The organism is Pseudorhodoferax aquiterrae (genome assembly GCF_014652235.1).
Classification (GTDB): Bacteria; Pseudomonadota; Gammaproteobacteria; order Burkholderiales; family Burkholderiaceae_C; genus Pseudorhodoferax; species Pseudorhodoferax aquiterrae.
This window is the reverse complement of sequence record NZ_BMYK01000002.1, coordinates 434,708-456,321: the sequence shown is the minus strand read 5'-3', so window position 1 is coordinate 456,321 and position 21,614 is coordinate 434,708. Positions and strand designations below refer to the sequence as shown.

17 protein-coding genes and 1 pseudogene are annotated in these 21,614 nt (G+C 70.3%); 7 read left to right on the top strand and 11 right to left on the bottom strand.

All coding sequences use genetic code 11. The features are described 5' to 3' along the window. Window positions 1–3: 3 nt before the first annotated feature. Together recJ and IE209_RS04825 are read right to left on the bottom strand one after the other, a co-directional pair. Window positions 4–1,722, bottom strand: coding sequence for a single-stranded-DNA-specific exonuclease RecJ (recJ, locus tag IE209_RS04830; RefSeq protein WP_189685820.1), 1,719 nt, complete (start codon window positions 1,720–1,722; stop codon window positions 4–6). After that, on the bottom strand, window positions 1,719–2,666 hold the full coding sequence (locus IE209_RS04825) for a phosphoglycerate mutase (RefSeq protein WP_189685819.1): 948 nt from the start codon (window positions 2,664–2,666) through the stop codon (window positions 1,719–1,721). The genes recJ and IE209_RS04825 overlap by 4 nt, the downstream gene beginning before the upstream one ends. A gap of 58 nt (window positions 2,667–2,724) precedes the next feature. On the opposite strand from IE209_RS04825, the gene IE209_RS04820 reads away from it, so the two are divergent. Both IE209_RS04820 and IE209_RS04815 read left to right on the top strand, forming a co-directional pair. Then, window positions 2,725–3,981 (top strand): lipoprotein-releasing ABC transporter permease subunit, encoded by a 1,257-nt coding sequence (locus tag IE209_RS04820; RefSeq protein WP_189685818.1) that lies wholly within the window; start codon window positions 2,725–2,727, stop codon window positions 3,979–3,981. Further along, on the top strand, window positions 3,974–4,678 hold the full coding sequence (locus IE209_RS04815; protein WP_189685817.1) for an ABC transporter ATP-binding protein: 705 nt from the start codon (window positions 3,974–3,976) through the stop codon (window positions 4,676–4,678). Before IE209_RS04820 ends, IE209_RS04815 begins: the two co-directional genes overlap by 8 nt. On the opposite strand, the gene IE209_RS04810 is transcribed toward IE209_RS04815, so the two are convergent. Further along, complete coding sequence (locus IE209_RS04810; RefSeq protein ID WP_189685816.1) at window positions 4,675–5,403, bottom strand: glutathione binding-like protein; 729 nt, start codon at window positions 5,401–5,403, stop codon at window positions 4,675–4,677. The two genes, IE209_RS04815 and IE209_RS04810, sit on opposite strands and share 4 nt — an antisense overlap. A gap of 153 nt (window positions 5,404–5,556) precedes the next feature. On the opposite strand from IE209_RS04810, the gene IE209_RS04805 reads away from it, so the two are divergent. Together IE209_RS04805 and IE209_RS04800 are read left to right on the top strand one after the other, a co-directional pair. Then, window positions 5,557–6,405 (top strand): N-formylglutamate amidohydrolase, encoded by an 849-nt coding sequence (locus IE209_RS04805; protein ID WP_189685815.1) that lies wholly within the window; start codon window positions 5,557–5,559, stop codon window positions 6,403–6,405. Further along, the gene (locus IE209_RS04800; RefSeq protein WP_189685814.1) at window positions 6,405–7,520 is read left to right on the top strand and encodes an NAD(P)/FAD-dependent oxidoreductase; all 1,116 of its coding nucleotides are present in this window, start codon (window positions 6,405–6,407) and stop codon (window positions 7,518–7,520) included. The genes IE209_RS04805 and IE209_RS04800 overlap by 1 nt, the downstream gene beginning before the upstream one ends. Window positions 7,521–7,756: 236 nt before the next feature. On the opposite strand, the gene IE209_RS04795 is transcribed toward IE209_RS04800, so the two are convergent. From IE209_RS04795 to IE209_RS04785, 3 genes are all read right to left on the bottom strand, one after another. After that, window positions 7,757–8,146, bottom strand: a complete 390-nt coding sequence (locus IE209_RS04795) for a hypothetical protein (RefSeq protein WP_189685813.1) — start codon at window positions 8,144–8,146, stop codon at window positions 7,757–7,759. Between the two features lie 102 nt (window positions 8,147–8,248). Continuing rightward, window positions 8,249–9,646, bottom strand: a complete 1,398-nt coding sequence (locus IE209_RS04790) for an MFS transporter (RefSeq protein WP_189685812.1) — start codon at window positions 9,644–9,646, stop codon at window positions 8,249–8,251. Further along, entirely contained in the window at window positions 9,646–10,767 is a 1,122-nt protein-coding gene (locus IE209_RS04785) for a quinone-dependent dihydroorotate dehydrogenase (protein WP_189685811.1), read from the bottom strand. The genes IE209_RS04790 and IE209_RS04785 overlap by 1 nt, the downstream gene beginning before the upstream one ends. A 45-nt stretch (window positions 10,768–10,812) precedes the next feature. Between IE209_RS04785 and rpiA the strand changes: the two genes are divergently transcribed. Then, window positions 10,813–11,508: a ribose-5-phosphate isomerase RpiA gene (gene rpiA, locus IE209_RS04780; protein ID WP_189685810.1), complete on the top strand. Its 696-nt coding sequence runs from the start codon at window positions 10,813–10,815 to the stop codon at window positions 11,506–11,508. On the opposite strand, the gene IE209_RS04775 is transcribed toward rpiA, so the two are convergent. The 5 genes from IE209_RS04775 to IE209_RS04755 all read right to left on the bottom strand — a co-directional run bounded on the left by IE209_RS04775 (window position 11,505) and on the right by IE209_RS04755 (window position 18,350). Then, window positions 11,505–12,134, bottom strand: coding sequence for a glutaredoxin domain-containing protein (locus IE209_RS04775; protein ID WP_189685809.1), 630 nt, complete (start codon window positions 12,132–12,134; stop codon window positions 11,505–11,507). The two genes, rpiA and IE209_RS04775, sit on opposite strands and share 4 nt — an antisense overlap. Then, a complete protein-coding gene (locus IE209_RS04770) occupies window positions 12,134–14,188 on the bottom strand; it encodes a M3 family metallopeptidase (protein ID WP_189685808.1) in 2,055 nt (684 codons plus the stop codon). Before IE209_RS04770 ends, IE209_RS04775 begins: the two co-directional genes overlap by 1 nt. A gap of 58 nt (window positions 14,189–14,246) precedes the next feature. Further along, complete coding sequence (folD, locus tag IE209_RS04765) at window positions 14,247–15,098, bottom strand: bifunctional methylenetetrahydrofolate dehydrogenase/methenyltetrahydrofolate cyclohydrolase FolD (RefSeq protein ID WP_189685807.1); 852 nt, start codon at window positions 15,096–15,098, stop codon at window positions 14,247–14,249. 70 nt (window positions 15,099–15,168) lie between these two features. Next, on the bottom strand, window positions 15,169–15,792 hold the full coding sequence (locus tag IE209_RS04760) for a response regulator transcription factor (RefSeq protein ID WP_145545382.1): 624 nt from the start codon (window positions 15,790–15,792) through the stop codon (window positions 15,169–15,171). Beyond that, window positions 15,789–18,350, bottom strand: a complete 2,562-nt coding sequence (locus IE209_RS04755) for a PAS domain S-box protein (protein ID WP_189685806.1) — start codon at window positions 18,348–18,350, stop codon at window positions 15,789–15,791. Before IE209_RS04755 ends, IE209_RS04760 begins: the two co-directional genes overlap by 4 nt. 200 nt (window positions 18,351–18,550) lie before the next feature. Between IE209_RS04755 and aceE the strand changes: the two genes are divergently transcribed. Then, entirely contained in the window at window positions 18,551–21,271 is a 2,721-nt protein-coding gene (gene aceE, locus IE209_RS04750; RefSeq protein WP_189685805.1) for a pyruvate dehydrogenase (acetyl-transferring), homodimeric type, read from the top strand. A 34-nt stretch (window positions 21,272–21,305) separates the two neighbouring features. Then, window positions 21,306–21,614 (top strand): annotated as a pseudogene (locus IE209_RS33740) (biotin/lipoyl-containing protein); the annotation flags it as partial.

Here is a 21,614-nt window from a genome sequence, read left to right as displayed (position 1 = left end):
GGCTCAGCCGGCCATGCCTTCCACGAGGAAGCGCACGCGCCGCTGACCCTGCCACTCGTCGGCATCGAGCCGGAAGGCCAGCACCGCCCGGTTGGGCAGCGGTTCCACGCGGCCGAACCAGATGCCGTCCACGGGTTGGCCCTGGTGGCGCAGCTTGAGCGCCAGGTGGCGCTCGCCGACCAGGCGCTGCGAGACGATCTCCACTTCCTCGCTGAAGGTCGGCGCGGCGAAGCCCTGGCCCCAGACCTCGCGGTGCAGGGTGTCGACCATGTCGGCGCGCCGGTACTCGGGCGCCAGCGGGCCGTCGGTGTCCAGCCGGCGCGTCAGCGCTGCTTCGTCCAGCCACTCGCGCGCGATGACGCGCAGCCCGGCCTCGAACTCGGGCCAGCGCGCGGCCGCCACCGTGCAGCCGGCCGCCATGGCGTGGCCGCCGAAGCGCAGCAGCACGCCGGGGTGGCGCTTGGCCAGCAGGTCCAGCGCGTCGCGCAGGTGAAAGCCCGCGATGGAGCGGCCCGAGCCCTTGATCTCGCCTTCGTGGCCCGGCGCGCGCGAAGCCGCGAACACGAAGCAGGGCCGGTGCAGCCGGTCCTTCAGGCGCGAGGCCACGATGCCGACCACGCCTTCGTGGAAGGCCGGGTCGTAGACGCAGATGGCCGGCGGCGGCTCCTCACCGTCGCCGAACAGGGATTCGGCGACCAGCTCGGCCTGCTCGCGCATGTCGGTCTCGATGCTGCGGCGCTCGCGGTTGATCGCGTCCAGCGTGCGGGCCAGCTCGGTGGCGCGGGCGGCGTCGTCGGTCAGCAGGCATTCGATGCCCAGCGTCATGTCGGCCAGGCGGCCGGCGGCGTTGATGCGCGGGCCCAGCGCGAAGCCGAAGTCGAAGCCCGTGGCTTGGGCGCTCTTGCGGCCTGCGGCGTCGAACAGCGCGGCCAGGCCGGCCGGCATCTGGCCGGCGCGTATGCGGCGCAGGCCCTGGGCCACGAGGCGGCGGTTGTTGGCGTCCAGCCTGACCACGTCGGCCACGGTGCCGAGCGCGACCAGGGGCAGCAGCGCGTCCAGCTTGGGCTGGGGCCGGTCGGCGTAGGCGCCGCGCGTGCGCAGTTCGGCGCGCAGGGCCAGCAGCACGTAGAACATCACGCCGACCCCGGCCATGCACTTGCTCGAAAAGCTGCAGTCCGGCTGGTTCGGGTTGACGATCACGTCGGCCGCGGGCAGCGCGGGGGCCGGCAGGTGGTGGTCGGTCACGAGCACGGCCAGGCCCAGCGCGCGGGCATGGGCCACGCCCTCGATGCTGGCGATGCCGTTGTCCACGGTCACGAGCAGGTCGGCGCCGCGGGCGTGCACGCGCTCGGCGATGGCGGCGGTCAGGCCGTAGCCGTCGACCACGCGGTCGGGCACCAGGTAGTCGACATGGCGCGCGCCCAGCAGGCGCAGCCCGCGCACGGCGACGGCGCAGGCGGTGGCGCCGTCGCAGTCGTAATCGGCCACGATGCAGATGCGGGCATCGCGCGCGATCGCATCGGCCAGCAGCCGCGCCGCGGCATCGGCGCCGCGCAGGCCCTGCGGGCCGGTGGGGGGCAGCAGCCGGGCCAGGCCGTCGTCGAGTTCGTCCGCGGCCTGCACGCCGCGCGCGGCGTACAGCCGCGCCAGCAGCGGATGCACGCCGGCCTGCTCCAGCGCCCAGGCCGCGCGCGGCGGCACGTCACGGGTGCGGATCTTCACAGGCCCTCCAGCAGCTGGGCCGGCTGCGGCCTGCGCCAGCGGGCGAGCCAGCGCGCCAGCGCGCCGCGCGGCCGGCCGTCGAAGCGGCGGCTGCCCTGCGGGCCGCAGAGCGTCAGCGCCACGGGCTCGCCGGCGCGCAGGCGCTGCAGCAGCGCCGCGCAGTGCGTGCTGTCGATCTGCTGCCAGGTGGCGGCCCAGGCGGCCCAATCGCCCTGGCGCGCGCTGGCGCGCAGAGCGTCCACGACCTGCACGGCCTGCGGCCGGGGCGGCGTGGCCGGCCAGCTGCCGCAGCCGCTGATCCACAGCGCGTTGACGGTCACCAGGCGCCGGGCCTCGCGCGCGTCGTTGACGGGGTGGGTGTAGAGCAGCATCTGCATTTCGTTCTGCAGGCGCCGCAGCAAGGGGTTGGCGGGCAGCCAGGCGTTGAGGTTCTCCTCGGCCAGCACGCGCTCGGGCGAGGCCGTGGCCAGGCCGGCGAAGGGCGCGCCGTGGGCGAGCCAGCGGCCGTCCTGCCAGCGCTCGACGACGATCCCGTCCTCGGCCAGGTAGGGCGCCATGCTGGCCATCAAGGCCTCGGCCTCGTCGTCCGGCAAGGCCAGCGCGGCCGGGTCGGTCAGGCGCACCTGATTCATGCCGACCTCGAGATGGCAGGGCGTGAGGAAGGCCCAGTCCTGCCCGGGCGGCAGGCCGGCCGCCGCAGCCGCGGCGGCAGCCCAGGGCAGGCGGCCATCGTCGCCGGCCAGGCCCCGGGCCTGGGCCAGTGCGCGCTCGGCCGGCGTATCCAACGCAGCATCGGGCAGGCGCTCCAGGGGCGAGGGGGTCAGTTCGGCCAGCAGGGCGGACAGGGAGGGCAGAGGCAGCGCGGCCAGCGCGCTGCGGCAGGCGGGCGCTTCGCTGGCGGCGTCGAGGATCAGCAGCTGGGCCGGCGGGGAGTTGGGAGACATTGAGGGGATTGTCCGGGATGCCACAATCCCCGATTTTTGCGGGCCCGGCCTGCGCGCAATGCACCTTCCCTACGAACTGGCCGTCGGCTGGCGCTACACCCGCGCCGGGCGCGCGACGCGCCGCAACGGCTTCATCTCCTTCATCTCCGGCGTCTCCATGCTGGGCATCGCGCTCGGTGTGGCCGCGCTCATCATCGTGCTGTCGGTCATGAACGGCTTCCAGAAGGAGGTGCGCGACCGCATGCTGGGCGTGGTCTCGCACATCGAGATCTATGCGCCGCAGGGCCAGGCCATCCCCGATCCGAACAAGACCATGGAGGAAGCCAAACGCAACCCCGCGGTCATCGGCGCCGCCCCCTTCATCGCCAGCCAGGCGCTGATCGCGCGCGGCGAGGACATGAAGGGCGCGCTGGTGCGTGGCATCGACCCGGCGACCGAGAGCCAGGTGACCGATGTGGCCGGCGGCGCAGGGGCCGAGGCCATCGCGCGCCTGGTGCCGGGCCAGTTCGGCATTGTGCTGGGCACGGACCTGGCGCGCAGCCTGGGCGTGCGCGAAGGGGATCCCGTCACGCTGGTCGCGCCCTCGGGCCAGGTCACGCCGGCCGGCGTGGTGCCGCGGCTCAAGCAGATGACGGTGGTGGGCCTGTTCAGTTCCGGCCACTACGAGTACGACTCGGCGCTGGCCATGGTGCACATCGAGGACGCGCAGCGGCTGTTCCGTCTGGAGGGCCCCAGCGGCGTGCGGCTCAAGCTGCGCGATCTGCACCAGGCGCGCGAGGTGGCCTTCGAACTGGCCCGCAGCCTGTCGGGCGATCTGCTGATCCGCGACTGGACGCGCCAGAACCAGACCTGGTTCGCCGCCGTGCAGCTGGAAAAACGCATGATGTTCATCATCCTCACGCTGATCGTGGCCGTGGCCGCGTTCAACCTGGTCAGCACCCTGGTCATGACCGTGACCGACAAGCGCGCCGACATCGCCATCCTGCGCACGCTGGGCGCGAGCCCGCGCAGCATCATGACCATCTTCATGGTGCAGGGCGCCATGGTCGGCGTGATCGGCACCCTGGCCGGCTTGGCATTGGGCCTGGGTGTGGCCTACAACGTCGACGTGATCGTGCCCGCGCTGGAGAAGCTGTTCCATGCGAGCTTCCTGCCGCGCGAGGTGTATTTGATCAACCGCATGCCCAGCGACCCGCAGCAGGGCGACATCCTGCCGATCGCCGTCATCTCGCTGATCCTGGCCTTCCTGGCCACCATCTACCCGAGCTGGCGGGCGAGCCGCGTGAACCCCGCCGAGGCGCTGCGCTATGAGTGATGCGATCAAATCTTCTGCCGACGGCCTGCCCGTGCTGCAGGCGCAAGGCTTGTCCAAGCGCTTCCACGAGGGCCGCATCGACCTGACCGTGCTGCAGGGCGTGGACCTCACCGTGCATGCCGGCGAGACCGTGGCCATCGTCGGCGCCTCGGGGTCGGGCAAGAGCACGCTGCTGCACCTGCTGGGCGGGCTGGACGCGCCGACCGCCGGGCGCGTGCAGCTGGCCGGCCAGGATCTGGCGGGCCTGGGTCCGGCCGCCCAGGGCGAGTTGCGCAACCGCGAGCTCGGTTTCGTCTACCAGTTCCACCACCTGCTGCCCGAGTTCAGTGCCCAGGACAACGTGGCCATGCCGTTGTGGATCCGGCGCCAGCCGCGCGAGGCCGCGGCCCAGGCGGCAGCCGCCATCCTGGCCGAGGTCGGCCTGGCCGAGCGCATGGCGCACCGGCCGGCCGAGCTGTCGGGCGGCGAGCGCCAGCGCGTGGCGATCGCGCGGGCCCTGGTCGGCGCGCCGCGCTGCGTGCTGGCCGACGAGCCCACCGGCAACCTGGACCGCGCAACCGCCGAGGCCGTGTTCGGCATGATGCTGCGGCTGGCGCGCGAGCACGGCACGGCCTTCATCGTCGTCACGCACGACGAGTCGCTGGCCGCGCGCTGCGGCCGGCTGCTGCGGCTCAACCGCGGCGTGCTGGGTACTTAGTCGCTGCCGCGGCGCTGGCGACCCGGGCTCTGCGCCCCCGAGCCGCTGCCGAACAAGGCCTCGCGGGCGGCCGCGCTGAGCACCGGCGCACGCAGCTCGCGGCCCAGGGCCAGGCCGCGCTGCACGCCAGGGCGCGCCAGCACCGTCTCGTACCAGCGGCCGATGTGGGCGAAGGCCGACAGGTCGATGCGCTGCGCGTTGTGCATGCGGATCCAGGGCAGGATGGCGATGTCGGCGATGGAAAACTCCGGCCCGGCCACGTGGCTGCCGGTCTGGCCGAGCTGGTGGTCCAGTACGCCGTACAGCCGGCGCAACTCGTTGCCGTAGCGCGTGATCGCGTAAGGCACCTTCTCGCTGGCGTACTGCAGGAAGTGGCTGTTCTGCCCGGTCATGGGGCCGAGCCCGCTGACCTGCCACATCAGCCACTGCAGCACCTGCAGCCGTGCCAGGCCGTCGGTGGGCAGAAAGCGCCCGGTCTTGCCGGCCAGGTAGACCAGGATGGCGCCGGCCTCGCTGACCTGCATCGGTGCGCCACCGCCCAGTGGCTCCGGGTCGATGATGGCCGGCATCTTGTGGTGCGGGTTGATCAAGGCCACGAATTCGGGCGTGAACTGTTCGCCGCGCCCGATGTTGACCGGCACCATGCGGTAAGGCAGGCCGCACTCTTCCAACATGATGGAGCAAGTCCATCCGTTGGGCGTGGGCCAGTAGTGCAATTCGATCATCGGAACCTTCATCGGTGTGTACGACAGGACACCCCGGCACGGGCCCCGCTTGAGGGATACAAGTATTCCATGTTTGGTTCCGTGGCCGTAGGACGGCAGGCCGATGCACCTGCGAGCGCGGCCACGCAACGCCCTGCTGCACAATGCCGGCCCATGTTCTCCGCTCTTCTCACCACCGCGGGGACCACCCCGCTGGTTCTCGATTCGCCGCACAGCGGCACGGCCTATCCGGCCGATTTCGACCACGCTTGCGACCCCCTGGTGCTGCGCCGCGCCGAAGACACCCACGTCGAGAAACTCTACGACTTCGCGCCGGCCCTGGGCGTGGCCTGGGTCGAGGCGCTGTTTCCGCGCAGCTACCTGGATGCCAACCGCGACCTGACCGAGATCGACCAGGCGCTGCTCGATGCGCCCTGGCCCGGGCCCGTGGCCACCGATGCGCGCGTGCTGTCCAAGGTGCGCCTGGGCAAGGGGCTGATCTGGCGCACCACCGACGAGGGCACGCCGCTGTACGCGCGCAAGCTCACGGTGGCCGAAGTGCAGGCGCGCATCGCGCGCTGCTGGCAGCCGTACCACGCAGCGGTCAAGGCCGCCATCGACGCCGCGCATGCGCGGCACGGCTACAGCCTGCACCTGAACTGCCACTCCATGCCGGCCGTGGCCTCGCGCTTCGCCACCGACTTCCCGGGCCTGGCCCATGCCGACTTCGTGGTCGGCGACCGCGACGGCAGCACGGCCGCTGCCGCGCTGTCTGCCCGCATCGTCGAGCACCTGCGCGGCCTGGGCTACGACGTGGCCTACAACCATCCCTACAAGGGCGTCGAACTCGTGCGCCGCTATGGCGACCCGGCACAGCAGCGCCACAGCGTACAACTCGAAATCAACCGCAAGCTCTACATGGACGAGGACACGCTGGCCCTGCACGCGGGCGCCGAAGGCCTGAAGGCCCACCTGCGCTCGCTGGTCGAGCTGCTGCTGGCCACCGACCCGCGGAGTCTGTGATGGACCGGGTCGATTGCGTCGTCATCGGCGCCGGTGTCGTGGGCCTGGCCGTGGCCCGTGCGCTGGCGCTGTCGCCGGCCTTCGCCCGGCGCGAGTGCATGGTGCTGGAGGCCGCCGATGCCATCGGCACCGGCACCAGTTCGCGCAACAGCGAGGTCATCCACGCCGGCATCTACTACGCTGCCGGCTCGCTCAAGGCGCAACTGTGCGTGCGCGGCAAGGCCCTGCTGTACGCCTACTGCGCCGAGCGCGGCATTGCCCACCGCCGCTGCGGCAAGCTCATCGTGGCCACCGACCAAGCCCAGGTCGCGCAGCTGCAAGGCATCGTCGCCAAGGCCGCGGCCAACGGCGTGGACGACCTGGTGCTGCTGTCTGCCGACGAAGCCCGCGCCATGGAGCCGCAGCTGCGCTGCACGGCGGCCATCCATTCGCCGTCCACCGGCATCGTCGACAGCCATGGCCTGATGCTGGCGCTGCAGGGCGATTTCGAGAACGCCGGCGGCCTCGTGGCGCTGAACACGGCGCTGGCGCAGGCGCGCTGCACGGCGCAGGGCATGGTGCTGACCATGGCGGACGGCACCGAGCTGCTGGCCGGCACCGTGGTCAATGCGGCCGGCCTGTCGGCCCAGGCGCTGGCGCTGCGCTTCGAGGGGCTGGACCCGGCGCATGTGCCGCCCAGCCATTTCGCCAAGGGCAACTACTTCACGCTGGCCGGGCGTGCGCCGTTCACGCGGCTGATCTATCCGGCGCCCGAGGCGGCCGGCCTGGGCGTGCACCTCACGCTGGACCTGGGCGGCCAGGCCAAGTTCGGCCCCGACGTGCAATGGGTGGAGGATCCCGAGGACCTGGTCGTCGATCCGCGCCGTGGCGACGGCTTCTATGCCGAGGTGCGCAAGTACTGGCCGGGCCTGCCCGATGGCGCGCTGCAGCCGGGCTACGCCGGCATGCGGCCCAAAATCCAGGCGCCGCACGAGCCGGCGCGCGACTTCGTGCTGCAAGGCCCCGCCGTGCATGGCGTGCCGGGGCTGGTCAACCTGTTCGGCATCGAATCACCGGGTCTCACGAGCTCGCTGGCCATCGGCGAGCAGGTGGTGCGGCTGCTGCAGCCGGTCTGAGAAGCTGTGAACGAATCCCTCACGGCCACGCGAGGCCCCGTGAAAGCCGGCTTCCATGGTCAGCGTCGCGCCCTGGGGCCTCGCCCTTCGGGCCGGGGCACGCCAAGCCACAGGCGGGCGTTGCAGTCCTTGCCCGGGCACGAGCCCGGGCGGCGGCCTGCGCCTACGCCTGTGGCCCGGCGTACCCCGTCGTGACCCTGATCGATTCATTCACAGCTTCTGAGCGCCAGGGGCCGCTACGGCCCCATCGGCTGGGTGGCGGGGAAGTCCGAGGCTGCGCGCTGGCGCGCCATGGCTGCCAAGCCTGCGCGCCGTGCACGCAGGCGCTGCAATTCCAGCGTCACCTCGGGGCCGAAGCCACGGCGGTTGCCGCGGCGGTCGGTCTGCAGTTCGTCCAGGTAGGCGATGCAGCGCTGCGGCAGGCCCCACAGTGCGGCGATCTGGTTCACCACCCGCGGATGGCGGCGTGCGCATTGCTGCGGCCGCAGCGGCTCGGGCAGGCTCTTCATCCACAGCACGGTGAGGCGCTGCAGCGCGTCGTCCAGCGCACCGTGACCGCTGCGCTGGTAGCGCGGCACGACGAGCGCTCTGGGCGGCGACGCAGTGGGGCGGGCAAGGTGCTGCATGGGTCGGTCGCTGTGGTGGCGTGGCCGCCAGTCTAGGCCGCCGCGCCGCCCGGCGCTGCGGCCTGAAGACGGACGGCAGCCGGGCGGCGACGGCCGCTGTGCTCAGGCGCGGCGGATGCGCAGCAGGCTGAACAGGCCGGCCCCGGCGGCCAGCGCGGCAGCCAGGCCCAGCGCCAGCGTGGCGCCGCCGGCATGGCCGGCCCGAGGCGGCGCGAGGCTGAACAGCACGGCCAGCAGCACCGCGCCGATGCTCTGCCCGGTCAGCCGCGCCGTGCCCAGCATGCCGCTGGCGCCACCGGCGCGGTGCGGCGGCGCCGAGGTCACGATCAGGTAGTTGTTGGGCGACTGGAACAGCGCGAAGCCGATGCCGCACAGCGCCATGCGCCAGGCGATGTCGGCGTTGTGCGGCTGCGCGGGCAGCAGGGCCAGCAGCGCCAGGCCGCTGGCCATGGTCCACATGCCGGCGCAGCCCAGCAGGCCGGGCTGCACGCGGCCGATCAGCCGCCCGGCGATCGGCGCCGTGACGATGCTGCCGAGCGGCCAGGCCGTGATCAAGAGGCCCGTGTCCACATGCGAGCGGCCGTAGCCGTCCAGCAGCAGAAAGGGCAGGGCGATGTTGGACAGCATCTGCGCGGCGAAGGCCGTGACCGAGCTGCACATGGACAGCGCGAACACGCGGATGCGCAGCAGGTCCACCGGGAACAGCGGCACGGCCTGGCCGAGCTGGCGCCGTACGTAGACGACGCCCACCACCAGGCCCACAGCGATCAGCAGCACCGACTGCAGTGCCACGCCGCTCTGGCCGGCGCGCGTGCCGAGCTGGTCCACGCCCAGGAACAGCAGCGCGAACATGGCGGCGTTGAGCCCCACGTCGAGCAGCGACAGCCCGCCCTTGGCCAGCGGCAGCGGGTTGGCTGGCAGCGCACGCAGACCCAGCAGCAGCAACGCGGCCGCGACGGGCAGGTTGATCGCGAACAGCCAGGGCCAGCTGGCGACCGAGAGCACGGCAGCGGCCACGCTGGGCCCGGCCACCGAGGCCACGGCCACGGTCATGGAATTGAGGGCGATGCCGCGGCCCAGCAGCGCGCGTGGATAGGTCAGCCGCACCAGCGCCGAATTGACGCCCATGACGCCGGCCGCGCCCACCCCCTGCAGGGCGCGGGCCGCCACCAGCATGGGAAGGTCGCGCGCGAGCACGCAGCCCAGCGAGCCCAGCAGCAGCACGGCCACGCCGGCCAGGTAGACGCGTCGGTAGCCCAGCAGATCGCCCAGCTTGGCGCAGGGCAACAGCAGCACCAGCACGCCGAGCTGGTAGGCGTTGACGATCCAGATCGCGTCCGAAGCCGGCCGGTTCAGGTCGCGCGCGATGCCGGGCAGCGCGAGGTTGACGATGGTCGCGTCCAGCACCGAGATGCCGATGCCGAGCAGGATCACCGCCATCGACCAGTGGCGGGCCGGCGTGGGCAGGCCGTCCGTGGGCTCCGCGGCGGGAGAGGGCATCAGGCCTTGCGGTCGCGGATCGCCTGAGCCGCCTCGCGCACCAGCGCCGGGCCCTGGTAGATCAGGCCGGTGTAGATCTGCACGAGGTCGGCGCCGGCTTCGATCTTGGTCAGCGCGTCGCGCGCGCTCAGCACGCCGCCCACGCCGATGATGGGGAAGTCCGGGCCCAGGGCCTGGCGCAGCTGCGCGATCACGCGGTTGCTGGCGGCCAGCAGCGGGGCGCCGGACAGGCCGCCGGTCTCTTCGGCATGCGGCAGGCCCTGCACGCGGTCGCGCGCCAAGGTGGTGTTGGTGGCGATCAGGCCCCAGCCGAGCTGGTCGGCCGCGTGGTCGGCGTCCGCATAGCGCTTGAGCGTGGCGGCGATCACGGCGACCTGGCCCTCGTCCAGATCGGGCGCGATCTTCACGAACAGTGGCACGCGGCGCAGCTGGGTGCGGCCGTCGGCGCTGGTGCTGGCGTGTTCGCGCGCGAGCACCGCGCGGCGCTCGGCCAGCGCGCCGAGCAGCGCGTCGAGCGCGGCGTCGGCCTGCAGCGTGCGCAGGTTCTGCGTGTTCGGGCTCGAAATGTTGATCGTGACGTAGTCGGCGTGCGGGTAGACGCCGGACAGGCCGGCGAGGTAGTCGTCGGTCGCGCGTTCGGTCGGCGTGGCCGCGTTCTTGCCGATGTTCAGGCCCAGCAGCATGGGGCTGCCGGCCTGCTGGCGGAACCTGGCGCGCTGCACGTTGGCGATGAAGGCCGCGAGGCCGTCGTTGTTGAAGCCCAGCCGGTTGATCAGTGCCTGCGCCTGCGGCAGCCGGAACATGCGCGGCTTTGGGTTGCCGGGCTGGCCCAGCGGCGTGACCGTGCCGACCTCGACGAAGCCGAAGCCCAGCGCGCCCAGCGCATCGATGCAACGCGCGTTCTTGTCCAGGCCGGCGGCCAGGCCCACGCGGTTGGGAAAGTGCAGTCCGGCCACGGTGACGGGGTCTTCGACACGGCGGTCGCACCAGGCCCAGGCCAGCGGTGTGCCGTGGCTGCGGGCCAGGGCGGACATGGTGGCGTCATGGGCAGCTTCGGCGTCCAGGCCGAAGAGCAGGGGCCGGGCCAGGGCATAGGTGAGCCGGGTCGGCAGCAAGGGCATCGGATAATTCTCGGCCAGTTCTCAACAAACGCCGGATTCTCCCAGATGACTTCCAACGCTCCGCTGTCGCAAGACCAACTCAAGGCCCTGGTGGGCCGTGCCGCCCTGGCCTACGTGGTGCCGGGCGAGATCCTGGGCGTGGGCACGGGCTCCACGGTCAACTGCTTCATCGACGCGCTGGCCGAGATCAAGGACCGGATCCCGGGCGCGGTGTCGAGTTCGGAAGCGAGCACGGCGCGCCTGAAGGCGCTGGGCATCCCGGTGTTCGACGCCAACGCGGTGGGCGAGCTCGCCGTCTACGTGGACGGCGCCGACGAGATCGATGGCGCCGGCCACATGGTCAAGGGCGGCGGCGCTGCTCTCACGCGCGAGAAGATCGTCGCGGCCCAGTCGCGCCGTTTCGTCTGCATCGCCGATGCGTCCAAGAAGGTGCCGGTGCTGGGCCGCTTCCCGATCCCGGTGGAGGTGGTGCCGATGGCGGCGCAGCAACTGGTGCGCCGTTTCGCCGCCATGGGCGGACAGGCGACGCTGCGCCAGGCCAAGGACGGCAGCGGCCCGCTCGTGACCGACAACGGTCAGCACATCCTGGACGTGGCCGGCCTGGCCATTGCCGATCCGCTGGGCTTCGAGACCCAGGTCAGCCAGTGGCCCGGCGTGGTCACCGTGGGCGTGTTCGCGCACCAGCGCGCCCAGGTCTGCCTGCTCGGCACGCCCGAGGGCGTGCAGACGCTGACGTTCTAGAAGACGATGCCCGCCGGATTGGACGGGGCCGGCGCTGGCGCGGGTGCCGCAGGCGCGGCCGCACGGGGTGCGGGCGCTGGCGCGGGCTCGGCCGCGCGCACGGCCACCAGCGGTTGCGCGGGCGGCGCCCGGTAGCCGGGCGGCAGCTGCGAGCTGCGCGGGTAGCCCGCGCTGTCCAGGTACTGCGTCCACTCCGCAGGCGCGAAGCCCTGGAGCCGCTGGCCGCCGATGGTGACCACGGGCAGGCTGTTGTCGCCCGCCAGGCGGCGCAGCGCCTCGATGTCCTCGTTGCTCTGCACCGTGCGCTCACTGAACGGCACGCCGCGCGCCACCAGCAGCTGGCGCGCGCTGTCGCAGGGCGCGCAGTCGCTGCCGGTGTACAGCGTCACCGGAAAGCGGTCCACGGTCTGGCGCAGTTCGTAGGGCAGCACGCGCGGGGCGGGCGGAATGCCGCCGCGGCTGGCGGTCGTCGCGGCCCGGGCATCGCTCGTGATGGGGCGGTCGGAGAAGGTGACGCGGCCGTCCGGTCCCACGCTGCGGTACACGGCCTGGGCCGGACACAGGCCCGCGGCCAGCAGCAGCGCGGCGGCCACCGCGTGCTTGCCGGCGGGCGCAGCGCCCCGCATCAGGCCATGCCCTGGTGGCGCAGCAGCGCGTCCAGCGTGGGTTCGCGGCCGCGGAAGGCCTTGAACGATTCCATGGCGGGCCGGCTGCCGCCCGCTTCGAGGATGGCCTCGCGGTAGCGCCGGCCGGTCTCGATGCTGGGCAGGCCGTCGGCGCCCGCGGTTTCCTCGAAGGCCGCGTAGGCATCGGCGCTGAGCACCTCGGCCCACTTGTAGCTGTAGTAACCGGCCGCGTAGCCGCCCGCGAAGATGTGGCTGAAGGTATTGGGCGTGCGGCTGAATTGGGGCGAGGGCAGCACGGCGACTTCCTCGCGCACGCTGGCCAGCAGGGCCATGAAGTCGGCCTGGGGCGCGTGCTCGGTGTGCAGCAGCATGTCGAACAGCGCGAACTCGATCTGGCGCAGCGTCTGCATGCCGCTCTGGTAGTTCTTGGCGGCCAGCATCTTGTCGTACAGCGCGCGCGGCAGCGGCTCGCCGGTGTCCACGTGGGCCGTCATGTGGCGCAGCACGTCCCATTCCCAGCAGAAGTTCTCCATGAACTGGCTGGGCAGCTCCACGGCGTCCCATTCCACGCCGCTGATGCCGGACACGTCGCGCTCGTCGACCTGCGTGAGCATGTGGTGCAGGCCATGGCCGAACTCGTGGAACAGCGTGGTCACGTCGTCGTGCGTGAGCAGTGGCGGCTTGCCGTCCACGCCGGCCGCGAAGTTGCAGACCAGCTGGGCGACCGGCGTCTGCAGGCGCCCGTCGTCGGGGCGCAGCCAGCGCGCGCGCACGTCGTCCATCCAGGCGCCACCGCGCTTGCCGCTGCGCGCCGAGGGGTCGAGGTAGAACTGGCCGACCAGCTGCGGTGCGCCACCGGCCTGGGCTGCCGCGCGCTCGATGCGGTAGAACTCCACGGTGGGGTGCCACACGGGCGCGGTGTCGCGCCGGATGGAGACCTCGAACAGCGTCTCGACGATCTTGAACAGCCCGGCCAGCACCTTGGGCGCCGTGAAGTACTGCTTGACCTCCTGTTCGCTGAAGGCGTAGCGCGCCTCCTTGAGCTGCTCGCCGATGTAGCTCCAGTCCCAGGGCTGCGGGTCGGTCAGGGCCAGCTTCTCGGCCGCGAAGGCGCGCAGGTCGGCCACGTCCTTCTCGGCATAGGGCCGTGCACGCCGGGCCAGGTCGCGCAGGAAGCCGATCACCTGGGCCGGCGAATCGGCCATCTTGGGCACGACCGAGACCTCGCCGAAGTTGGCGTAGCCCAGCAGCCGCGCTTCTTCCTGGCGCAGGGCCAGGATTTCGCGGATCAGCGCGGTGTTGTCGAATTTGGTCGCGTCGCCCTCGGCCTGGTCGGAGGCGCGCGTGGCGTAGGCACGGTACAGCCGTTCGCGCAGCGCGCTGCTCCTGGCGAACTGCATCACGGGCAGGTAGCAGGGCAGCTTGAGCGTGAGCTTGAAGCCGGCCTTGCCCTCGGCTTCGGCGGCAGCGCGCGCGGCCTGGCGCACGTCCTCGGGCACGCCGTCGAGTTCGTCGGCGCTGGCGTAGTACGCGTAGGCGTCGGTCGCGTCCAGCGCGTTCTCGCTGAACTTCTGCGAGAGCTCGGCCTGGCGTTCCTGGATCGCGGCGAAGCGCTCCTTGGCCGCGCCCGTCAGCTCGGCGCCGCTCAGCACGAAGTTGCGGATGGCGTTGCGCAGGGCCTGCTGCTGGGCCGGCGTCAGCGCCTTGGCGTCGATGGCCTTGTACTTGGCGTACAGGCGTTCGTCGGCGCCCAGGCGCGTCCAGAACTCGGTGACGCGCGGCAGCGCCTCGTTGTACGCGGCACGCAGTTCGGGCGTGTCGGCCACGGCGTTCAAATGGCTCACGGCACCCCAGGCGCGGCTCAGGCGCTCGGTCGCGGTGTCCAGCACGCGCGACATGGCGCTCCAATCGGCCGGGAAGTCCGGCGCCGTGGCCTGCTCCAGCGCGGTACTGGCCTCCCCCAGCAGCTGGTCGATGGCGGGCGCCACGTGTTCGGGCCGGATCTGGTCGAACAGCGGCAGGTCGGAAAACGAGAGGAGGGGGTTGGACTGCATGTAGGGCATTTTGCGCCAGCCCCGCCAATCACAAGCCCCCGCGCGGGCTATCGCCGCCTTAGCCGGCAGCGCGTTCGGCCGCTTCCAGCGTGTTGACGAGCAGCATGGCGCGCGTCATGGGGCCCACACCGCCCGGCACGGGGGTGATCCAGCCGGCCACTTCCTTGACACCGGCGAAGTCCACGTCGCCGCAGAGCTTGCCTTCGGCATTGCGGTTCATGCCCACGTCGATGACCACGGCGCCGGGCTTGACCATGTCGGCCGTGACCAGGTTCTGCTTGCCGACCGCGGCGACGATGACGTCCGCCTGGCGCGTGAAGGCCGCAAGATCCGGCGTGGCGCTGTGGCAGATGGTGACCGTGGCGCTCTGCGCCAGCAGCATCATGGCCATGGGCTTGCCGACGATGTTGCTGCGGCCGATCACCACGGCATGCTTGCCGCGCAGGCCATAGCCGATGGACTCCAGCATGCGCAGGCAGCCGTGCGGCGTGCAGGGCCAAAAGCCTGGCTGGCCGACCATCAGCGCGCCGGCGCTGGCGACATGGAAGCCGTCCACGTCCTTGGCCGGCGAGATCGCCTCGATGACCTTGTTCGCGTCCATGTGCTTGGGCAGCGGCAGCTGCACGAGGATGCCGTGCACGGCCGGATCGGCGTTGAGCGCATGGATGCGTGCGAGCAGGTCGGCCTCGGCCATGTCGGCCGGGTGGCGTTCCAGCGTGGCCTCAAGGCCGGTCTCGCTGCTGTCGTTGACCTTGTGCTTGACGTAGACCTGGCTGGCCGGGTCGTCGCCGACCAGCACGATGGCCAAATGCGGCTGGATGCCGCGGGCCTTGAGCGCGGCCGTGCGGCCGGCCACGTCGGCGCGGATCTGGCGGGCCAGCGCGTTGCCGTCGATGAGTTGGGCAGTCATGGGGAGTCTCCAAGAACAACGCCCGCCAACCGGACGGTGGACGGGCGCTGCGGTGTGGGGGATGTGGTGGTCAGGCTTTGGCGGTCTGGCCCAGGGCGATCTTGAGCAGGTCGGCCACGGTGTTGGCGTTCAGCTTTTCCATGATGTTGGCGCGGTGCGCCTCCACGGTCTTGATGCTGATGCCCAGGTCATCGGCGATCTGCTTGTTGAGCCGGCCTGCGACGATGCGTTCGAGCACCTGCGATTCGCGCGAGGTCAGCTTGGACAGCAGGGCGCCGCGGCTGGCGGCCTGCTGGTGGTCGGTGAAGGCGTCCTTGGCATGGTCCAGCATGCGCTCGACCAGGGTCACGAGCTCGTCTTCCTTGAAGGGCTTCTGGATGAAGTCCATCGCGCCCTTCTTCATGGTGTCCACGGCCATGGGCACGTCGCCATGGCCGGTGATGAAGACGATGGGCAGCGGCGACTTGCGCTCGATGAGCTTGTCCTGCAGTTCCAGGCCGGTCATGCCGCCCATGCGGATGTCCACCAGCAGGCAGGCGACCTCGCGGGCGTCGTAACGCGAGAGGAAGGCCTCGGCCGATTCGAAGCAGCGGACGCGGTAGTCCTTGCCCTCTAGCAGCCATTGGAGCGAATCGCGCACGGCTTCGTCGTCGTCGACAACATAGACCGTGCCCTTCTTGGGTATCAGACTCATGCGGGTACTCCGGGAGTTTTAGCTGCGTTGGCTGGATTTGGCAGGGCGTTGGCAGCTTTTGCCAACGGAATCCAGAAGGAAAACCGGCATCCCATGCACTCGGAGCCATTGTAGATGTTCTCCGCCTGCATCCTGCCCATGTGCGATTCGACGATGGAACGGCACAGGTTCAGCCCGATGCCCATGCCATGGGCCTTGGTCGAGAAGAACGCTTCGAACAGATGTTCCATGACCTCGGGTGCCAGGCCCGTGCCGGTGTCGGTGACGGCGAACTCGATGCCGGGCACATCGGCCTCCTGGCGCGGCAGCACGCGCAGCTCGATGTTGCGGCGCTGCGGCGGGCGCTGGGCGGAGTCGATGGCTTCGGCCGCGTTGCGCAGCAGGTTGACCAGCACCTGTTCGATCAGGATCGGGTCGACCATGAGCGGGGGCAGGCGCGCCGCCACGTAGTGGCTCAGGCGCACGTTGCGTCGGCGCAGCTCGATGCCGGCCAGTTCCACGGACTCCTGCACGATGTCCTGCACGTTCGACAGGCTGCGCTTGGGCTCGCTGCGTTTCACGAAGGACTGGATGCGGTGGATGATCTGGCCCGCGCGCTGCGCCTGGCGGGAGGTCTTCTCGAGCGCCGCCAGCAGGTCCTCGTGCGCGATGCCATTGCCGTTGAGGCGCGAGACCATGCCATTGCAGTAGTTGGTGATGGCGGCCAGCGGCTGGTTCAGCTCGTGCGCGACGCTGGAGGCCATCTCGCCCATGGTGATGAGGCGGCTGGAGGTCTGGGCCCGCTCGGCGTGGTGGGCGGCCTGCTCCTCGGCCAGCCGGCGCGGCGTGATGTCGGTGGCGATCACCATCTGCACCAGGCGGCCGTCGACCCAGCTTAGGTAGCGCGCCCGCACCTCCAGCCACTTGCCGAGTTCGGCCACGTGGATCTCGGCGCTTTCGGCGTCGCTCGTGGTCAGCGAATCAGTGGGCAGGCCGGCGTAGGCGTCCACATCGTCCAGGTGCTCGTCGTTGGGCGGCATGGACGGCATGCCAGCACGCGCCACCAGGCTCTCGTGGCCGTGGGTCTGCGAGCCGAACCATTGGCGGTAGAGCTTGTTGGCGAACAGCAGCTCGGGACTGCCCAGCGGCGCCACTGACACGGCGGCGTCCAGCGCCTCGAGCACCGTGGTGAAGCGCTCGTACGAGGCCGACAGCTGCTCGCGGATGCGGTTGGGCTCGGTGATGTCGGTGATCGATGCCATCCAGCCGGTTTGCTTGCCCACGGCGTCGATCAGCGGCGAGATGTACAGCCGCGCATCGAAGATGGAGCCGTCGCGGCGCTTGATGCGCAGCTGGAAGCCCGAGGGTGTGCTGCGACCGTTGAGCTCGTCCTCCAGCCGCGCGATCAGGTACTCCAGGTCTTCCTCGGGCCAGTAGGGGAAGGGCGCGGTGCGGCCCACCAGCTCGCCTTCGCTCCAGCCCGTCATCTGGCAGAAGGCCGCGTTCACGTAGGTGATGCGGCCCTGCAGGTCCATGGCACGCATGCCGGTCAGCATGGAGTTCTCCATGGCGCGGCGGAAGTTGGTCTCGGCCATCAGCGCCTGCTGGGCCTGCTGGCGCTTGCGCGTGTGGCTCCAACTACCGATCAGCATCCAGGCCGTCAGCACCGACAGTGCACCGACCAGCCAGAACAGCCCGCTGCCCACCACGCCCTGCGAGGTGCGGTAGGCCTGGGCGCGCAGCACCAGGCCGTTGCCCACCGGTGACACCGGGATCTCGTAGGGCTCGGCCTGGCTGGACCAGGGCAGCAGGCGCGAGCCCGAGGTCGACGGTGGCATGACGGTGCCGGCCAGCATGCGCCCGTCGCTGGCCACCAGCGCCACGGCGTACTTGTTGAGGACTTCGGCCGGCACGCCGTGGCGCAGCAGCGCGTCGGTGCCGTACTCGGCCAGCACCACGCCGGCGAAGCGTCCGCGGTCGGTCAGCGGGATGTGCAGCTGCAAGAGCGGCGTCGGGTCGCCGGCCGTGCCCAGGGGCTGGCCGTAGACGGGCTGGTGCAAGTCGCGCGCCAGGCTGAAGTTGGTCTCGGTTTCGCCGGGGCGCAGCACGTCGTCCACCATGCGCATGAGCGGCGTGTGCAGACTGGGCGCGGCGTAGCTGGTCTTGATGCGGCGGCGCTCGTCGATCCAGCTGACGGCCTGCAGCTCCGGGTACTGGGAGATCAGCGATTGCGCGCGGCTCACGAACTCCTCGACGTCGATTTCCTCGTTGGCCGCATCGCGTGCCACGCGCATGAGCTGTTCCTGGCGCTCCAGCAGGCGCAGGCGGATCTGCTGCTGCGCGTACTCGACATCGCGCTTGACGGCTTCCTGCTCGCGGTCGATCTCCTCCAGCCGCAGATAGAGAAAGGACGACGCGATCGCCGCCAGGAACAGCACCACCGCCACCAGCGGCGCCAGCGCCGCGAAGCGGTCCTGCCGGTGGGGTGCCTGGCGCCGCCACCAGGCGCGCCAGGGCTTGCGCACTTCGGCGGCGGCAAGCCCTTGGCCGGGCGTCTGGTGGGAGGGGGGGACGGACATGGGCGGCAGTGTATGTGAGGGTTTGCAGCAGTTGCCCATGAGCGGGCTTGGTGTGTCGAATGACTCGGCCTTTGAACCTCTTCATTTTTCACATTACAGAATTGTAAATTGCTATTTGAAAATTAGAGGGCGTGTGCGACACTTCGCCGCGCCCGGCCGGTATCGGCCAAGCGTCCGTTTGTCTATTTCGAGGAGACCGCATGTCAGCCCAACCCCAGAACTTGCCTGGCGCAGCCAATGACCCCCAGGACACCGACAGCCAGGAGACCCGTGAGTGGATGGACGCGCTGTCAGCGGTCATCGCCAGCGACGGGCCCAAGCGCGCCCATTACCTGCTGGAACAACTGCTGGAGCACGCGCGCCAGAACACGGTGGACATGCCGTTCTCGGCCAACACCGGCTATGTGAACACCATCGAGCCCAGCGAAGAGGCGCGCAGCCCGGGCAATCTGGAAATCGAGCAGCGCCTGCGCGCCTACATGCGCTGGAACGCCATGGCCATGGTGGTCAAGGCCAACCGCCACCACCCGCCCGAAGGCGGTGACCTGGGCGGCCACATCGGCTCCTTCGCCTCGCTGGCCAGCATGTTCGGTGCCGGCTTCAACCATTTCTGGCATGCCGAGAGCGAAAAGCACGGCGGCGATTGCATCTACATCCAGGGCCACGTCTCGCCGGGCGTCTACGCGCGCGCCTACCTCGAGGGCCGCCTGACCGAAGAGCAACTGCTGAACTTCCGCCAGGAAGTGGACGGCAAGGGTCTGTCGAGCTACCCGCACCCCAAGCTCATGCCCGAGTTCTGGCAGTTCCCGACCGTCTCCATGGGCCTGGGTCCGCTGATGGCGATCTACCAGGCGCGCTTCCTCAAGTACCTGCATGCCCGCGGCATCGCCGACACGTCCAACCGCAAGGTCTGGGTGTTCTGCGGCGACGGCGAGATGGACGAGGTCGAATCGCTGGGCGCGATCGGCCTGGCCGCGCGCGAGAACCTGGACAACCTGATCTTCGTGATCAACTGCAACCTGCAGCGCCTGGACGGCCCGGTGCGCGGCAACGGCAAGATCATCCAGGAGCTGGAAGGCGAGTTCCGGGGCTCGGGCTGGAACGTCATCAAGCTGATCTGGGGCAAGGGCTGGGATGCCCTGCTGGCCAAGGACCATGACGGCGCGCTGCGCGAGCTCATGATGAAGACCAACGACGGCGACTACCAGGCCATGAAGGCCAACGACGGTGCCTACGTGCGCAAGCACTTCTTCGGCCGCGATCCGCGCACGGCCAAGATGGTCGAGAACATGACGGACGACGAGATCTGGAACCTGCAGCGCGGCGGCCACGATTCGCAGAAGGTCTACGCCGCCTTCCATGCCGCGCAGAACCACAGCGGCCAGCCCACCGTGCTGCTCGTGAAGACCGTCAAGGGCTTCGGCATGGGCAAGATCGGCGAGGGCAAGAACACCGTCCACCAGACCAAGAAACTCAGCGACGAGGACATCAAGTCCTTCCGCGACCGCTTCAACATCCCGATCCCCGACAGCCAGATCGCCGAGCTGCCGTTCTACAAGCCGGCCGACGACACGCCGGAGATGAAGTACCTGCACGAGCGCCGCAAGGCCCTGGGCGGCTACTTGCCGCACCGCCGCACCAAGGCCGACGAGAGCTTCACCGTGCCCGCGCTGGAGACCTTCAAGTCGGTCATCGAGCCGACGGCCGAAGGCCGCGAGATCTCGACCACGCAGGCCTATGTGCGCTTCCTGACGCAGCTGCTGCGCGACCAGGCCCTGGGCCCGCGCGTGGTGCCCATCCTCGTGGACGAGGCCCGCACCTTCGGCATGGAAGGCCTGTTCCGCCAGGTCGGCATCTACAACCCGCATGGCCAGCAGTACACCCCGGTCGACAAGGACCAGGTCATGTACTACAAGGAAGACAAGGCCGGCCAGATCCTGCAGGAAGGCATCAACGAGGCCGGCGGCATGGCCAGCTGGATCGCGGCCGCGACGAGCTACAGCACGAGCAACCGCATCATGGTGCCGTTCTACGTGTACTACTCGATGTTCGGCTTCCAGCGCATCGGTGACCTGGCCTGGGCCGCCGGCGACATGCAGGCGCGCGGCTTCCTGTTGGGCGGCACCTCGGGCCGCACCACGCTGAACGGCGAAGGCCTGCAGCACGAGGACGGCCACAGCCACATCCTGGCCGGCACGATCCCGAACTGCGTGAGCTACGACCCGACCTTCGCGCACGAGGTCGGCGTGATCCTGCACCATGGCTTGAAGCGCATGGTCGAGCGCCAGGACAACGTCTACTACTACATCACGCTGCTCAACGAGAACTACCCCATGCCCGGCCTGCAGCCCGGCACGGAGGAGCAGATCATCAAGGGCATGTACCTGGCCAAGCAGGCGCCCGCACTGGCCGCCGGTGCGCCCACGGTGCAACTGCTGGGCAGCGGCACCATCCTGCGCGAGAGCTTCTTCGCCCAGGAACTGCTGGAGAAGGACTGGGGCGTGGCCGCCGGCGTCTGGAGCTGCCCGAGCTTCAACGAGCTGGGCCGCGACGGCCAGGACGCCGACCGCTGGAACCTGCTGCACCCGACCGAGACGCCGCGCCAGAGCTTCGTGGCGCAGCAGCTCTCCAGCTCTGTGGGCCCGGTCATCGCCTCGACCGACTACATGAAGTCCTACGCCGAGCAGATCCGCCCGTTCGTGCCGGCCGGCCGCAACTACAAGGTGCTGGGCACCGACGGCTTCGGCCGCAGCGACTTCCGCAGCAAGCTGCGCGAACATTTCGAGATCAACCGCCACTACATCGTCGTGGCCGCGCTGAAGGCCTTGAGCGAAGATGGCACCGTGCCGGTCGCCAAGGTGGCCGAAGCGATCGCCAAGTACGGCATCAAGACCGACAAGGTCAACCCGCTGTACGCCTGATCCCACCCACCCACACACAAGCGAGACGAACAACATGGCATTGGTGGAAGTGAAGGTCCCCGACATCGGGGACTTCGATGAAGTGAGCGTGATCGAGGTCATGGTCAAGCCGGGCGACACGGTCAAGGCCGAGCAGTCGCTGATCACGGTGGAATCGGACAAGGCTTCGATGGAGATCCCGTCCAGCGCCGCCGGCGTGGTCAAGGAGATCAAGGTCGCGGTGGGCGACAAGGTCAAGGAAGGCTCGCTGGTGCTGGTGCTCGAAGGCGCTGGCGAGGCGGCGGCGGCCGCGCCTGCCCCGGCTGCCGCGCCGCCCGCGCCCGCCGCGGCGGCTCCGGCCCCC